This is a genomic window from Pigmentiphaga litoralis (assembly GCF_048632615.1).
Lineage (GTDB): Bacteria > Pseudomonadota > Gammaproteobacteria > Burkholderiales > Burkholderiaceae_B > Pigmentiphaga > Pigmentiphaga litoralis_B.
Map to the genome: position 1 here is coordinate 2,614,850 of NZ_CP184479.1, position 14,684 is coordinate 2,629,533.

A 14,684-nucleotide genomic window follows, 5' to 3' on the forward strand; every position below is an offset into this window, starting at 1 on the left:
ATTCAATCGAATCATTGACTTAGCAGCGTCTTCCAACCCGAGTAAGTCCCAGGTTGGACGCTGTGAAGCAATGAACAACTTTTCGCGAAGGACGAAAAAACCTGTTTGTGCAGGATCGATCAACAGCTTGTACACAGAGCGCCTTCCAAGGCGTTATCCACACGCAACTATTTTTTCTTCCTGGGAAAAAAGATGTGCTGATGCAGAAACAGGCGTTGTTTTCGATCAAAAAAGGAAGCGTGTCGGTCAGACGAAGGCGTTGCCGACGCTTCAATTTTGGAAAAAACGGTTCCGATCTCGCTGCCAGCGGCCTATATGTGCTGTTCATAACTCCAATACCGATGCACGAACGCCTATTTTGTGAGCACCATTCGACTCAGGCATGCCACTTTGCATATTTTTTGAGCAATACGGGCTGCTCCTATCGACAGGCTCGACGTTTGGCATTCGTCCAAGTCGGTCATAACAAGCCTAATTCCCACCTCTTCCTTTCGATTTTTTCCCATGCGCTTTCCTGCGTCGACGTGCGTGTAGCGTGCCATCCTTCTCGTTCCGGAAAGCTACCGGTGTTCCATGAATAACTATGTATTGACATAGTGGCAGCTAATAGGAGGGTGTGGATAAGTCGAACAACCTGGTTTTTCTTTTCACAATCAACGCCTTAGACAGCTTTGCCGTTCCGCACAACCCTGATCAACTGCTGCACGCCATCTTGGACAACTTTTCGCGAAGGCAGAAAAAACGCGCTTGTTCAGAAAGGGTCAACACCTTGTACACACTAGCGCCAGCTAGAGCTTGTCCACAGGGCAAGTAGCCACGGATCCGTGCTGGACGGCGCTTGACTTCGTGCCAGGGAAAGGTCGGAGCGGCGAAAATCGCCAGGGCGCGGCCCAGGAAATAGGTCGAAACTCGGGCACGAGGGCAGCTATCCCTGCCCGAACCAAAAAGCACCTTCCGTCCGAAAGGTATTCCCCAGTGGAATAGTGGCGTCTGCACGTCGGTAGTCCTGGCCACGAACGGGTCGCCAGCGCTTCGCATTCCGTAGAGTCCTACGCGGGGTTGCCTAGAGCCGTGTCGCAGGTCGCGGTGCTAAGCTCATTGCCAGAACCTCCACACTTACCCGCACGCGCGCACCGGCATCGCCCGGATGCGTCATCTGATTAGCAAGAGGACTTCCGTGTCAGAAGACATGCACTTCTATGAACCGGCGCAGGGGCACCGGCTGCCGCACGATCCGTTCAACGCCATCGTCGGGCCGCGTCCGATTGGCTGGGTCTCTTCCCGATCGGCCGACGGCGTGCTGAATTTGGCGCCCTACAGCTTCTTCAACGCGTTCAACTACACACCGCCGATCGTGGGCTTCGCTAGCATCGGGTCGAAAGACAGCCTGCACAACATCGAAGCCACCGGCGAATTCTGCTGGAACTTGGTGACGCGTCCCTTGGTCGAGCGCATGAATGCCACGTCCGCCATGGTCGCCCCCGATGTGGACGAGTTTGCGTTGTCAGGTCTGACGCCGGTTGCGTCGAAAGTCGTGAGCGTGCCCCGCGTTGCCGAAAGCCCGGTTTCTTTCGAATGCCGCTTGTCCCAGCTGATCCAGTTGCAGAGCGCCGCGGGCGAAAAAGTCGAGACCTGGCTGGTGCTGGGCGAAGTGGTCGGTATCCACATTGCGCCGTCCAGCTTGCGGGAAGGCATCTACGACACGGCGCACGCCGGGCATGTACTGCGTGCGGGCGGTCCAGCGGATTATTTTGAAATCCTGCCTGAAGGGCTGTTCAAGCTGCGCCGTCCCAAATAAGCACGCATACCAAGTCTTGGAGAACACCATGTCCGATCTGCTCGATGTCCACATCACTTATGACTTCGTCTGCCCGTGGTGCTGGATTGGTCATCACCATCTTCGCGCGGCATTGACGCAGACCGGCATGGCCGACCAGGTGGCCCTGCATTTTCATCCGTTCGAGCTCAACCCGGGCCTGCCGCCCGAGGGCATCGCACGGCGTGAATACCGCACGCGCAAGTTTGGCAGCTGGGAGCGGTCCCTGGCGCTGGACGCCCAGGTCGCCCGCGCGGGCGAAAACGCAGGCGCCGTATTCGCGTTCGACAAAATGGACATCACGCCCAACTCGAGGCTGGCCCACCGGTTGATCCGCTTTGCCGAATCGCAGGGGGATGCGGCGAGGCGCGTGCATCTGCATGATGCGATCTACTCGGCGTATTTCCAGGAAGGCCGCAACATTGGCAGTCCCGACGTGCTCGCGGAGATTGCCGGCAAGCAGGGTTATGACGTGGCCGAGGTGCGAGCTTTTCTTTCTGGCAGCGCGGGTGAAGCCGAGGTCGTTGCGGAAGAAAACCAGGCGCATCAGGACGGCATCGACGCCGTGCCGCACTTTCGGGTGGGCTGGAACGATGTCAGTGGCGCACAGCCGCCGGCAGTGCTGGCGCAACTGTTGATGGCGAGCCGCTAACCGTCACGCGAGCTCGCGCCGACCGATACGCGATGCATCTCGGCCTGCATGCGGACCGCATCGCGCTGTTCCGCATCCAGCCGATCCAGATGCTTCAAAGGCATCTTCATACGTTCGTTGGACTGCAGTCTGCTCTCATGCCGCAGCAGGAAGTCCCAATACAGCGTGGTGAACGGGCAGGCCCTGGCCCCGGTCGACACGCCGGGATCGAAGCGGCAGCCTTTGCAGTAGTTGCTCATACGATCGATATAACGCCCGGTGGCGACATAGGGCTTGCTGCCCATCAGCCCGCCATCGGCGTACTGGCTCATGCCTATCGTATTGGGCATTTCGACCCACTCCACCGCATCGACGTAGACCGCCAGATACCACTCATGCACGTCGCGCGGCCGCACGCCCAGCATCATCGCGTACAGGCCGGTCACCATCAGCCGCTGGATATGGTGCGCGTAGCCGTGTTCCAGTGTCTGGCCGATCGCGGCGCGCAGGCAGGCCATGTCGGTATCGCCCGTCCAGTAGAAGGCGGGCAGGTCTCGTGTGGCTTGCAATTCGTTCCGGTCGACATAGCCCGGCATCTGCGTCCAGTACACACCGCGCACGTATTCGCGCCATCCCAGAATCTGCCGCACGAAGCCTTCCACCGACGCCAGCGGGGCATGTCCCGACTGCCACGCGTCCACCGCAGCCTGGACCACTTCCCGCGCCGTCAGCAGCTTCAGGTTGAGTGACGAGGACAGATGCGAATGGTACAGCCAGGGCTCGTGCGTCCACATCGCGTCCTGGTGCGTGCCGAAGCCTGGCAACCGCTGCGATACGAAGTCCTGCAGGGCCTGCAGTGCCTGCGGCCGTATCATCGGCCAGGCAAATGATGCAAGCGAACCGGGGTGTTCCGCGAACCGGGTGTTGACCTCGGTGATCACGCCGGTCGTGATGTCGTCAGGTGCGAACCGGGTTGGCGGCGGAACGTCTTTCGGACCCGCCTTGCCGAAGGATTTCCGGTTGTCGGTATCGAAGTTCCACCGTCCGCCCACCGGCTTGCCCTGCTCCATCAAAATGCCGAAACGCTGGCGCATTTCGCGATACCAATACTCCATGCGCAGCGGGCGATGCGTGCGTGCATGGTCGGCAAATTCCCTGACGGTACTGAAGAAATGCCGGTCGTCGGACAGGTGCAGCGGCAACTGATGGTGGCGAGCCACGTCGCGCAACGCATGCAGCACGCGCCAGTCGCCCGGCGCGGTCATGCCCAGCGCCTGGGGGTGCAACCTGGCGATGGCGTCGGTCAGCGCCGCCTGCAAGGTGCCTGGATTGGCGGGGTCCGACAGCGCCAGGTAGTGCACGGTGACCCCGCGCGCGACCAAGGTTTCGCGAAAGTGGCGCATCGCGCCCAGAAACACGGCAATGCGCGGCTTGGTGCTCCAGACGTGCGTGGATTCTTCCGCGACCTCGGCCATCCATACCGCGTCCTGCGCGGCGTCGAAGCCGTCGAAGGCCGACGCCTGCTCGTCGAGCTGGTCACCCAGAACGATCACCAGCCTGCGCAGTGGCGGCTGCGGCGCGGCCGGGGGCGATGCCCGGCGTGCGACGGCGAATGCGTGTGCGCGCGCGTTCGTGCGTCCGCTTGTGCTTGCGCCTCTGCCCGCGCCTTCGGTTCGGCGCTGTCCGGTAACTCAGTCACGGGCAGGTCCGGCAGGCCCGGCGCGGCCAGCGGCGCGGCAGCGGTCCGAGCAATAGCGCACCGACTCCCAGTTCTTCGACCATGCCTTGCGCCAGGTCATGGGCCGGCCGCAGGCCTGGCAGGGCTTGCTGGGAAGGTTGGCCTTGTTGCCAGGGTGGCTGCTCTTGAGTCGGGTGTCGCCGCGGGGCATGACAGGCTATCTGATCCTGGATGGGGCATGTGAACAGGGTGGCCGGTAAAAACGGATCGCATTGCCTGCCGGTATCGGCATCGCCCCGCGAATAGCAAGCATGCCATGGAACCCGGCGGCTCTGCCGTGCCTTACGCAACGGCCCGTTACGCCGTTGTCGTCCAACCTTTGGCACACTGGCGCATCCGTTCGCTCACTGGGCGCCGCTGCCCCCTTCAAGAGGTCCGTCATGTCTTTTCCCCAGTACGCCACCCTGCTCGTTGAACAACGCAACGATCACGTCCTGCATGTCACGCTGAACCGCCCGGAAGTGCTCAATGCGATCAACACGCAAATGGGGGAAGACACGCTGGACCTGTGGACGCGCCTGACGGCCAGGCCCGGCGCGCTGCGGTGTGTGGTGCTGACCGGCTCGGGCGACCGCGCGTTCTGCGCCGGCGGGGATCTGAAAGAGCGGGACGGCATGACCAACGAGGCGTGGCGCGCCCAGCACGAAATCTTCGAACGCATGTTCATCACCCTGCTCGACTGCCCTATCCCCGTGATCGCGGCGGTGAACGGGCACGCCTTTGGCGGCGGCTGCGAAATGGTGCTGGGTTGCGACTTCGTCTATGCGGCGCGTACGGCCCGCTTTGCGTTGTCGGAGACCAGGCTGGGCATCATGCCCGGCACCGGCGGCACGCAGACCCTGGCCCGCGCGGTGGGCGAGCGGCGCGCCAAGGAACTGATCTTCAGTGCCCGTCCCTTTTCAGCAGAGGAGGCCTATGAATGGGGCATGGTGAATCGGGTGTGCGAGCCGGCCGCGCTGCTTGACGAGGCGTTTGCAACCGCGGACGCGATCGCCGCCAATGCGCCTCTGTCCATCCGTCAGGCCAAGAAGTCCATCCATCATGGACTGCAGGGCGATCTGCTGACCGGCTATCGCTTCGAGATCGAAGCGTACAACCGCCTGGTCACGACCGAAGACCGCATCGAGGGCGTGCTGGCGTTCAACGAAAAGCGGAAGGCGGACTTCAAGGGACGGTGATGCCGAGCAATGCCGTAGCGGCATAACAGCTGGAAGCCCGCGGGGGAGACGGGACGGGGCGTGCGTTACACAATGCCGGCATGCGCGGATGACCGCCACAGCAGCGCCCATGCGGCGCCACCCCAAGCCCCCCGCAGGAGACACGATGACCCCCTCGACAACGCCCTGGTGGCGGCGCGGCGCACGCCTGGCCGTCGCGCTGCTGGGACTGAGCATGCTCAATCTGGCACAGGCCGCTTCCGCAACTGTCTCCGCGTTTCCGGCCAAGCCGATCCGGATCGTCGTGGGCTTCGGTCCGGGCGGCCTTGGCGATACCGTCACGCGGGCGCTGGCGCAGAAGATGTCGGAATCCACCGGCCAAAGCGTCGTGGTCGAAAACGCGCCGGGTGCGGGGGCATCACCGCCGCATCGACCGTCGCGCGTGCGGCGCCCGACGGCTACACCCTGCTGCTGGTCAGCGGGCAGAACGCCTTCAGCCCCTATCTGTTCAAGTCCCTGCCCTACGATCCGGTGCAAAGCTTCTCGATGATCTCGACCATCGGCACCTTTCACTTCCTGCTGGTGGTCGACAAGGACAGCCCGCTCAGGACCGTGAACGATCTGGTCGTTGCCGCACGCAACGATCCGGCGCGCGTCAACATCGGCACCATCAGCGTGGGCAGTGCGCAGCACCTGTCCGCCAGCCTGTTCAGCTCCATGGCCCGCATCTCCGTGCCCATCGTCCCGTTCAAGTCCACTGGGGAAGTGGTGGGCGCCTTGCGAGGCCGCAACGTGCAGGTCGCCATGGAGACGGTGACGGGCGTGCTGGGCCAGGTCAAGGGCGGCGCCCTGCGCGCCATTGGTACGTCGTCCACCCAGCGCCTGTCCTTCCTGCCCGATGTGCCGACCATTGCGGAAAGCGGCGTGCCTGGCCTTGCGTCCTATGAATCGGATTCATGGAACGGAATCGTCGCGCCGGCCCATACACCGCCGGAGATCGTTGCGCGTCTCAACCAGGAGATCGCCAAGGCGCTGCAATTGCCGGACTTGCGGCAGCGTTTCATCGACCTGGGCATCGAGCCGGGCAGCAGTACCCCCGAGGCGCTGAAAGCGGTTTTTGAAAAGGACGCCCGGAAATGGCGTACTGTTATTGAGCAGGCTCAAATCGAAAAGCAGTGACCGGACTCGAAAGGATGCGCACCATGCAAGCTCTGTTTTCTTCCCGCTCCGCCCCGGTGATCAGCGACGCCGAACGGCAGCTGCGGATCGACCTGGCCGCATGTTACCGGCTGATCGATCTGTTCGGCATGAGCGACATGATCCTGAACCACATCTCGGCCCGGGTACCCGGCGACGATGTGCACTTCCTGATCAATCCCTTTGGCATGATGTATGAGGAAATCACGGCGTCCAGCCTGATCAAGATCGATCTGGACGGCAACATCATCCACAACCCCAACACCGACTACACGATTAACCTGGCGGGCTATGTCATCCACAGCGCCATTCATGGCGCGCGGCACGACGTGGGTTGCGTGCTGCACACGCACACGCCCGCGGGCATGGCCGTATCGGCGCTGGAATGCGGCCTGTTGCCCCTGAACCAGACCGCCATGCGGTTTGCTGGCGGCGTGGGCTATCACGAGTTCGAAGGCGTGGCCGTGGATACCGACGAGCGGCGCCGCCTGGTCAGCAGCCTGGGCGACAAGGATGCCCTGATCCTGCGCAACCATGGTCTGTTGACTGTGGGGCAGGACGTGGCTGAAGCCTTCGTCAACATGCAGCGGCTGGAGCGCGCGTGCCAGACCCAATTGTTGACGATGTCCGCCAACAGCCCCATCCACATGCCGCCGCAGGCCGCGGTCGACAAGGCGTACAACCAGTTGCGGCGCGCACCGACACCCGACATCCACGGCAACTATCCGCCGCACGGGCGCCGCGAATGGCCGGCCCTGCTTCGCATGCTGGACCGCCGCGACGCCAGCTACCGCAACTGAAGGATATCCATGACCCACCGCCTGCTCCAGATCGGTCCCATCACACCCGCGGTCGATGCCCGGCTGGCCAAGGAATATGCCGTGCATCCGCTCTGGAAAGAGTCCGACCCGGCTGCCTTCCTGACGCAACATGGCGCCGAATTCGAGGCTGCCGCCACTCACCTGCGCTTTGCGTGCGATGCATCGTTGTTCGCGGCGATGCCCAACCTGAAGGTGCTGGCCAACTTCGGCGCCGGCTACGACAAGATCGACATCGACGCCGCGCATCGCCACGGCGTGCAGGTCAGCAACACACCCGACGTGCTCAATGGCTGCGTGGCCGACCTGGCGATGGGACTGCTGATCGACGTTGCGCGCGGCATCAGCACCACTGACCGGTTCGTGCGCGCGGGCGGATGGAAGACCGGACAACGGCCCCTGATGACGCGGGTCCATGGCAAACGACTGGGCCTGCTCGGCTTTGGCGGCATCGGCCAGGAAGTCGCGCGGCGCGGCGTCGGATTCGGCATGACGGTGCGGTATCACACGCGCCGGCCGGTCGCCGATACGCCGCACGAGCATGCGGGATCGCTGCGCGAACTGGCCGAGTGGGCGGACTTCCTGGTGGTGGCGTGCGTCGGTGGCGCTGCGACAAAGCATCTGGTGTCGGCCGAGATCCTGGATGCGCTCGGCCCCCAAGGCATCCTGGTCAATATCGCGCGCGGCAGCGTGGTGGATGAAGCCGCCTTGGTCTCGGCCTTGCAGGAAGGCCGCCTGGGCGGTGCGGGCCTTGACGTGTACGAGAACGAACCCAACGTGCCCGAGCCTTTGCTGAGCATGGACCAGGTGGTGCTGATGTCGCACATTGCGGGCTTTACGCGCGAATCGCGTGCCGACATGGAACGGCTGGTGGGCGACAACCTGGCGGCCTACTTCGATACGGGCAAGGTGCTGACATCAGTTTGACGCAGCTATAGTGTCAGTCCCTTTCCCCGCAGCAGGAGCCACCATGTCCTCTCCCACCCTGGCCATCCTTCACCCCGGTGCGATGGGCGCCGCCGTTGGCGCCTGCCTGCGGGGACTCGGGCATCGGGTCCTGTGGACGTCGGAAGGACGCAGCGACGCAACCCGCCGCCGCGCCGAGGCGGCGGGACTGGAAGATTGCGGCAGCCTGACCACGCTGGTGGGAAGCGCCGACATCATCCTGTCCATCTGCCCACCGCATGGCGCCCTCGCGCTTGCCCGCGACGTCGCGGCGCTGGGCTTCAAGGGCATCTATGTCGATGCCAATGCGATCTCGCCCGACACCGCGCGCGAGGTGGCGCAGGCCGTGGCCAACGCCGCGGGCTTCGTTGATGGCGGCATCGTCGGGCAGCCGCCCAAGACTGCCGGGTCCACCCGCCTGTATCTGTGCGGAAAGGATGCGGCAACGGTCGCCGCCCTGTTCGAAGGCAGTCCCTTGCAGGCCATCGCGATTGACGGCCCGCCGGGCAGCGCGTCGGCGCTCAAGGTCTGCTATGCCGCGTGGTCCAAAGGTGCGACTGCGTTGCTTGCCAACATCCGCGCGCTGGCCCGTCACGAGGGCGTGGAACAGGCGCTGCTGGATGAATGGCAGCTATCGAGCACGCCGACCGTGAAGCGGTCGGCCGAGGTCGCGGCCAAGGCCGACAAGGCCTGGCGCTGGGTGGCAGAGATGGAAGAGATCGCAGCCAGCTTCGCAGCAGCCGGGTTGCCGCCCGGCTTTCATGAAGGCGCAGCCGAGATCTATCGCCGGCTGGACCAGTTCAAGGATGCGCCGTCGGCGCCCGATATCGACACCGTGCTTGACCAGTTGCAATCGTCAAGCAACGGCCTTACCCCAGGCAAGCGTCAGCCCCAGGCCCAGGCCTAAGCCCCTGTCCATATCCATGCCCAGATTCGCCGCCAACCTCACGATGCTGTATCCGGAGCTCGATTTCCTGGACCGCTTCGAAGCGGCGGCGGCTGACGGGTTCGAAGGCGTCGAGTTCTTCTTTCCCTACGCCTACCGCGCGACGCAATTGAGCACGCGGCTGCGCGACCATGGCCTGGAACTGGTGTTCTTCAACGCCACGCCGCGCGCGCATCCGGACGATCGGGGCATTGCCTGTCTGCCCGACCGGAAAACGGAATTCCGCGATGGCTTTTTGCGCGCGCTGGAATATGCCCAGGTGCTGTCCTGTCGCCGCCTGCATGTCATGGCGGGTATCGTGCCGCCGGGTGCCGACCTGGAGCGCCTGCGCGCCACTTTTATCGACAACCTGACCTGGTGCTGTGCCCAGGCCCGCGCGGCGGGCCGCGACATCCTGATCGAGCCGATCAACCCGCGCGACATGCCGGGGTTTCTGCTAAGCCGGCAGGACGATGCGCATGCCATCATCAAGGCAGTAGGCGCGGCCAATCTGAAGGTCCAGATGGACCTGTATCACTGCCAGATCGTCGAGGGCGACGTCGCGCAGAAGCTGCGCACCTATCTGCCGACCGGGCGAGTCGGTCATCTACAGATTGCCGGCGTGCCGGACCGGCACGAACCGGATACCGGCGAACTGGCCTACGGGTATCTGTTCGACCTGATCGACGAATCGGGCTATACGGGCTGGACCGGGTGCGAGTACCACCCGCGATCCACGGCACGCGGCGGCACGTCGGCCGGACTCGAGTGGATGCGGGCCAGGCAAGCCCGACGGGAACCCCTGCCGGCTTCCGCGCCCGTAAGCGTATGCCACCCCGCCCTGCTCGCCGCCATCAAGCCGGAGCCGGTTCCGGCGCCGTCAGCGGGTTCTCCAGCAGGGTACTGACGAGTTCACGCACGACCGACTGCATGGCCTGCTGCGTCAGCGTCGCAGGCCGGCGCGCGCTTACGCCCACTGCCAGGCGCGCGCGCAGGTAAGGATCGACGATGGGCACCGCGTGGAACAGGTGGCGTCGTTCGGCCGTGTCCACCGCGTTCTTCGACAGCACCGCCGCGCCTGCGCCATCGGCCACCAGATCCAGGATGGCGGCAATGCCATCGATCTCCAGCGCGATGCGGGGTCGCTTGCTCAATCGCGCAAGCTCCGTCTCTACCAGCATGCGGATCGTGTTGGGCCGAGTCGGGATGACCAGCGCATGGTTGGCCACGTCGCGCAGCGGAATGCTGTCCGCGCCATGGCTGTCCTGCGTGCGCGTGACGAAGTAGAAGTTCTCTTCCAGCAGCACCGTGCTCTCGATATCCGCCGAGGCGGGCGGGTTGTAGAGCAAGGCGATGTCGAGCCGGCCGCTGACCAGCGATTCGTGCAAGGACGTCGACAGGTTCTCGGTGATCGACAGCGTGGCATTGGGCATGCGCTCGCGCACCGCGCGGGTCAGGGGCACGGTCAGGATCTTGGCAAAGCACGGCGGCAAGCCGACGGCCACGCGCCCGGCCAACGCGCCACTGACGCGGCCCAGTTCTTCTTTGGTGCGCGACACCTGGTACAGAATGCCGCGCGCATGCTCCAGCAGTTGTTTGCCGGACTCGGTCAGCGTCACGCCCCGCCCATTGCGGATGAGCAGCGTATGGCCCAGCTCGACTTCGAGCTGACGTACCTGCCGGCTGAGCGCAGGCTGCGCGATATCGAGCGCGATGGAAGCGCGCGTGAAACCGCCCAGCTCTGCGACGCGGATGAAGTATTCGAGTTGTTTGAGGTCCACGCGGCAGTATAGGGAGCCTTGCGTGTCGTCAGGGCACCGGACAAACCCTTGCAATCATCAACTATTTCAGCAAGGCGTCCGCCAGACGGCGCGCTCCCTCGGTGGCTTCCCGGGGCAAGGAGTGCCTGCGCGGGAAGGGTTTGCGCTTGATGGTGGCGTCGATGATGAGCTTGGCGGTCTGCCCCGCATGGTTGGACGGATCCAGGATGGCGCCCATGCCGACCTTGATGGTGTCGGTATCGCTATCGGCCTGGAACCGCGTGGCCATCGCCCAGATCACTTCCTGTTCGTTGAACACATCGATGTCATCATCCACGACCACCACCAGCTTCAGGCTCAGGTTGTCGCCCAGCGCCGCCAGGGCGATATTGCGCGCCTCGCCCGGCGCGGGGTCCTTGACCGACACGTACACGTGCAGCAGGCAGGTACCCGACTTCGGGTAGTGCACGGCCGTCACATTGGGGTACTGCACCCGCAGCGCCTTAAGCTGCCGCGCTTCTTGCGAAATGCCCAGCAGCATCGTGTGTTCGTCCGAGATGCCGCCAACGATGGTGTGATAGAAGGCGTCCTTGCGGTGAAGGATGGCGGTGACTTCCAGGGCATGACGGGTCGAGCGTTCGGACGCATAGCCCGTGAATTCACCGAACGGGCCTTCGTCTTCATCGGCGTCGAGCAGCAACCGGCCTTCAATCGCGATCTCGGCAAACGCAGGGATCTCGACCGGCCCGGTCACGCCTTCGACGACTTTCAGCGGCTCGCCCAGGAAGCCCCCGGCCGCCTCGTATTCGTCCGCATCGATCGGCCCCTTCCACAAGCCGGACCCGATCGTGATCAACGGATGGCAGCCAATCACCACCACCACCGGCAGTTCCGTCAGCCCCATCGCCTTGGCCTTGCGGGCGTAATTCCACAAGTGCCGGCGGCTGTGCAGGCTGGTGCCGAAGCGGGTCTTGCCTTTGACGTGCAGCCGGTGGAAAGACGCATTGCGCACGCCGGTTTCCGGGTCTTTGGCAATGAACATGGCATTGGTCACATACGGGCCGCCATCTTCGACAAAGTTGCGCATGATGGGCAGGTAGCCCAGGTCGACGTCGCCGCCCGTCAGCACCACGTCCTTGACCGGTCCGGTTGGCAGGACATCCGGAGGTATCGGCCGGGTGTCGTTCGACGCCCAGGCCTGCGGCAGCTCTTGCGCGGTCACGCCCAGTGCCGCGGCGTAGCGATCGCGCGCGCCGAACAGATTCATCAGCACTGGAAAACGCGAGCCCGTCACGTTGTCGAAGATCAGCACCGGGCTGCGCTTGCGCGCTTCGAGCTCGAAGGCCAGTGCGACCGTGTCGTAGTCCAGGGCGACTTCTTGCGAGACCCGCAACACCTGGTCCGGATGGCTTGCTTCATACCGCGTCAAAAAGCTGCGCAAGTCCTGCCTGTCGTAGACGCAGGCCTGCGGTGCCGTCGATGATGCGGACGTCGCGGGAAGGTCGTCAGGTGTGTCCATGAGGCGGTCTCGTCCTATCAGTCTTGCGTGGGCATGCTCGCCCGGTCCAGGCGGGATGGGGTCAGGCGAACTTGAGCGTCTGGCCAAGACCCATGGAGCGGGCCTTCATGAGCATGGCGTGACCAAGCGCGATGTCGGTGGTCGACAGGCCGCGATGCCAGAACAGGATGGTCTCGTCGTCCCGTTCACGCCCTGACTTCCTGCCCGCCACGATCTGGCCCAGCTCGGCATGCAGATTCTGTTCGCTCAGGCGATCGCTTTCGACATGCGGCCGCAGTGCGCCGAAGGGCAAGCCCTTGCGGCACTGGCCCCAGTCATCCACCACCATCTTGCTCATGATGTCGGTCAATGACAGTTCCACGGCGCTCATGGTGCCGTAGGGCACGACGAACGCCCCTGGCTTGATCCATTCGGTCTTGAGCATGGGCGTCGGCTCGGGCAGGCGCGAGGCCTCGACCACGATGTCGGCGCCGCGCACGCACGACTCCCAATCGGTGGTCACGATAATGGGCTTGCCCAGGTCCTGTTCCAGCCGCGCCGCGAAGGCTTCCCGGCTTTCCGGACGGCGCGAATGCACGCGGATCTCGTCGAAGTCATACAGGCTGTCGAGCAGCCGCACGTTCCAGTACGACGTGCCGCGCGCACCGATGTGCCCAAGGATCTTGCTGTCCTTGCGTGCCAGATGCTTGGCGCCCAACGCGGTCATGGCGCCCGTGCGCATGTCGGTAATCGCGGTCGCGTCCACCACGGCCAGCGGCTTGCCCGTGTCCGGATCGAACAGATTCAGCAGCGCCATTTCCGACGGCAGGCCCACTTTGTAGTTGTCCACGAAGTCGCTGACCACCTTCACGCCAGCGACGTGCAGCGGCTTGATGTAGCCCCGCAGCACATTGAAGTGCCCCTTGTCCGACGATTCAGGCACCAGGTGCATGCGCGGTTCGATGACCGTCTCGCCGCGGCCCTGCGCATCGAGCGCCGACTCCACGGCGGCAAGGATTTCCGCATCGGTCAGCGCAAGCGCCTTGACGTCCGGGCCGTTCAGGTAAGTGATGTCTATGGATTGCATGGCGCGCTTACTCCAGCGGTTGGATGTTGGCTTGGCGGACGATGTCCGTCCACTTCTTGGTTTCGACCTGGATCATGCGGCCGAACTCGGCAGGCGTATTGCCCAGCGGGTCGACACCCATTGCCGCGAACTTGGCCTTGATGTCGTCCTGCTTCAACACGCCGGCGATGTCCTGCTGCAGCTTCTGCACGATGGCCGGCGGCGTGGCCGATGGCACGACCAGGCCGTACCATGACGTCACGTCGAATCCCGGATATCCGCTTTCAATCACGGTGGGCACGTCAGGCAGCACCGCCAGGCGCTTGGGACCGGCCACGGCCAGGGCACGCAGGCGGCCCGACTGCACGTGCTGCACGATCGTCGACACGCCCGCGAACATCATCTGCACCTGGCCACTCAGCACGTCGTTCACCGCCGAGGCCATGGCGTTGTAGGGCACGTGCACGGCGTCGATGCCGGCGCTGATGTTCAACAGTTCACCCGCCAGATGCGCGCCCGTGCCGGTGCCGGGCGACGAGTAATTGAGTTTGCCCGGGTTGGCCTTGGCGTACGAGATCAGCTCGGGCATGGTCTTGACCGGCAACGACGCGTTGACGACCAGCACGTTCGGCGACGTGGCCAGCACCGTAACGGGCGACAGGTCCTTGGCGGTGTTGAAGGTCAGCTTGGGGAACAGCAAGGGATTGACCGTCAGGTTGCCCGACGGCGCCAGGGTCAGCGTGTAGCCGTCAGGCGCGGCGCGCGCTCCTGCTTCCATGCCAATGTTGCCGGCCGCGCCTGCCCGGTTTTCCACCACGACCGGAACGCCCCATTGTTCGGACAATCGCTGACCCACAATGCGCGGCAGGCTGTCGGCAATGCCGGCCGGGCCGAACGGCACGATGATGCGAACGGGTTTGTTCGGGAACGGTTCGGCGGCGGACGCGCTGCCAACGACGCCCGTGGTGGCTGCGATCCCGGACACCAGCGCAACCACGCTGGCGACGATCTTGATCCCTGCTTTCATATGACTCTCCAGATTGACAAGATGCTTGCCGGCACGACCCTTGGGCCATGCCGGGTGGTGATACGTAAACACGGTGTCTCCCGTCTGCCGGTCGTGCCGGGTTCTC

Annotated in this window: 14 protein-coding genes; 8 read left to right on the forward strand and 6 right to left on the reverse strand. The window is 64.0% G+C overall.

Features of this window, described 5'->3' with window-relative positions:
• The first annotated feature begins 1,189 nt into the window (after positions 1-1,189).
• Together ACNANG_RS11695 and ACNANG_RS11700 are read left to right on the forward strand one after the other, a co-directional pair.
• The gene (locus ACNANG_RS11695; RefSeq protein ID WP_420227525.1) at positions 1,190-1,798 is read left to right on the forward strand and encodes a flavin reductase family protein; all 609 of its coding nucleotides are present in this window, start codon (positions 1,190-1,192) and stop codon (positions 1,796-1,798) included.
• Positions 1,799-1,826: 28 nt separating this feature from the next.
• The gene (locus ACNANG_RS11700) at positions 1,827-2,468 is read left to right on the forward strand and encodes a DsbA family oxidoreductase (protein WP_420227305.1); all 642 of its coding nucleotides are present in this window, start codon (positions 1,827-1,829) and stop codon (positions 2,466-2,468) included.
• On the opposite strand, the gene ACNANG_RS11705 is transcribed toward ACNANG_RS11700, so the two are convergent.
• Both ACNANG_RS11705 and ACNANG_RS11710 read right to left on the reverse strand, forming a co-directional pair.
• Positions 2,465-4,000, reverse strand: coding sequence for a cryptochrome/photolyase family protein (locus ACNANG_RS11705; RefSeq protein ID WP_420227306.1), 1,536 nt, complete (start codon positions 3,998-4,000; stop codon positions 2,465-2,467). The two genes, ACNANG_RS11700 and ACNANG_RS11705, sit on opposite strands and share 4 nt — an antisense overlap.
• Positions 4,001-4,138: 138 nt before the next feature.
• Complete coding sequence (locus ACNANG_RS11710) at positions 4,139-4,336, reverse strand: DUF2256 domain-containing protein (RefSeq protein WP_420227307.1); 198 nt, start codon at positions 4,334-4,336, stop codon at positions 4,139-4,141.
• 229 nt (positions 4,337-4,565) lie between these two features.
• On the opposite strand from ACNANG_RS11710, the gene ACNANG_RS11715 reads away from it, so the two are divergent.
• From ACNANG_RS11715 to otnI, 6 genes are all read left to right on the forward strand, one after another.
• A complete protein-coding gene (locus ACNANG_RS11715) occupies positions 4,566-5,363 on the forward strand; it encodes an enoyl-CoA hydratase/isomerase family protein (protein WP_420227308.1) in 798 nt (265 codons plus the stop codon).
• 72 nt (positions 5,364-5,435) lie between these two features.
• Entirely contained in the window at positions 5,436-6,521 is a 1,086-nt protein-coding gene (locus ACNANG_RS11720) for a tripartite tricarboxylate transporter substrate-binding protein (protein ID WP_420227526.1), read from the forward strand.
• A 14-nt stretch (positions 6,522-6,535) separates the two neighbouring features.
• On the forward strand, positions 6,536-7,339 hold the full coding sequence (locus ACNANG_RS11725; RefSeq protein ID WP_420227309.1) for a class II aldolase/adducin family protein: 804 nt from the start codon (positions 6,536-6,538) through the stop codon (positions 7,337-7,339).
• Positions 7,340-7,348: 9 nt separating this feature from the next.
• Positions 7,349-8,284 (forward strand): 2-hydroxyacid dehydrogenase, encoded by a 936-nt coding sequence (locus ACNANG_RS11730; RefSeq protein WP_420227310.1) that lies wholly within the window; start codon positions 7,349-7,351, stop codon positions 8,282-8,284.
• A 43-nt stretch (positions 8,285-8,327) separates the two neighbouring features.
• Positions 8,328-9,209, forward strand: coding sequence for a DUF1932 domain-containing protein (locus ACNANG_RS11735; protein WP_420227311.1), 882 nt, complete (start codon positions 8,328-8,330; stop codon positions 9,207-9,209).
• A gap of 16 nt (positions 9,210-9,225) precedes the next feature.
• Entirely contained in the window at positions 9,226-10,134 is a 909-nt protein-coding gene (gene otnI / locus ACNANG_RS11740; RefSeq protein WP_420227312.1) for a 2-oxo-tetronate isomerase, read from the forward strand.
• On the opposite strand, the gene ACNANG_RS11745 is transcribed toward otnI, so the two are convergent.
• From ACNANG_RS11745 to ACNANG_RS11760, 4 genes are all read right to left on the reverse strand, one after another.
• On the reverse strand, positions 10,082-11,008 hold the full coding sequence (locus ACNANG_RS11745) for a LysR substrate-binding domain-containing protein (protein WP_420227313.1): 927 nt from the start codon (positions 11,006-11,008) through the stop codon (positions 10,082-10,084). The genes otnI and ACNANG_RS11745 overlap by 53 nt on opposite strands.
• Positions 11,009-11,069: 61 nt before the next feature.
• Entirely contained in the window at positions 11,070-12,506 is a 1,437-nt protein-coding gene (locus ACNANG_RS11750) for a UbiD family decarboxylase (RefSeq protein ID WP_420227314.1), read from the reverse strand.
• Between the two features lie 61 nt (positions 12,507-12,567).
• A complete protein-coding gene (locus ACNANG_RS11755) occupies positions 12,568-13,572 on the reverse strand; it encodes an ornithine cyclodeaminase family protein (protein ID WP_420227315.1) in 1,005 nt (334 codons plus the stop codon).
• A 7-nt stretch (positions 13,573-13,579) separates the two neighbouring features.
• Positions 13,580-14,578 carry a Bug family tripartite tricarboxylate transporter substrate binding protein gene (locus tag ACNANG_RS11760; RefSeq protein ID WP_420227316.1) on the reverse strand — a complete coding sequence of 333 codons (999 nt, stop codon included), beginning with the start codon at positions 14,576-14,578 and terminating at the stop codon, positions 13,580-13,582.
• Positions 14,579-14,684: the final 106 nt, after the last annotated feature.

What these genes read in the sequence shown, in the direction of transcription:
- ACNANG_RS11695 (WP_420227525.1), top strand. Translation starts at nt 1,190, where the DNA reads ATGCACTTCTATGAACCGGCGCAGGGGCACCGGCTGCCGCACGATCCG.
- ACNANG_RS11700 (WP_420227305.1), top strand. Translation starts at nt 1,827, where the DNA reads ATGTCCGATCTGCTCGATGTCCACATCACTTATGACTTCGTCTGCCCG.
- ACNANG_RS11710 (WP_420227307.1), bottom strand. Translation starts at nt 4,336, where the DNA reads ATGCCCCGCGGCGACACCCGACTCAAGAGCAGCCACCCTGGCAACAAG.
- ACNANG_RS11715 (WP_420227308.1), top strand. Translation starts at nt 4,566, where the DNA reads ATGTCTTTTCCCCAGTACGCCACCCTGCTCGTTGAACAACGCAACGAT.
- ACNANG_RS11720 (WP_420227526.1), top strand. Translation starts at nt 5,436, where the DNA reads ATGCCGGCATGCGCGGATGACCGCCACAGCAGCGCCCATGCGGCGCCA.
- ACNANG_RS11725 (WP_420227309.1), top strand. Translation starts at nt 6,536, where the DNA reads ATGCGCACCATGCAAGCTCTGTTTTCTTCCCGCTCCGCCCCGGTGATC.
- ACNANG_RS11730 (WP_420227310.1), top strand. Translation starts at nt 7,349, where the DNA reads ATGACCCACCGCCTGCTCCAGATCGGTCCCATCACACCCGCGGTCGAT.
- ACNANG_RS11735 (WP_420227311.1), top strand. Translation starts at nt 8,328, where the DNA reads ATGTCCTCTCCCACCCTGGCCATCCTTCACCCCGGTGCGATGGGCGCC.
- otnI (WP_420227312.1), top strand. Translation starts at nt 9,226, where the DNA reads ATGCCCAGATTCGCCGCCAACCTCACGATGCTGTATCCGGAGCTCGAT.
- ACNANG_RS11750 (WP_420227314.1), bottom strand. Translation starts at nt 12,506, where the DNA reads ATGGACACACCTGACGACCTTCCCGCGACGTCCGCATCATCGACGGCA.
- ACNANG_RS11755 (WP_420227315.1), bottom strand. Translation starts at nt 13,572, where the DNA reads ATGCAATCCATAGACATCACTTACCTGAACGGCCCGGACGTCAAGGCG.
- ACNANG_RS11760 (WP_420227316.1), bottom strand. Translation starts at nt 14,578, where the DNA reads ATGAAAGCAGGGATCAAGATCGTCGCCAGCGTGGTTGCGCTGGTGTCC.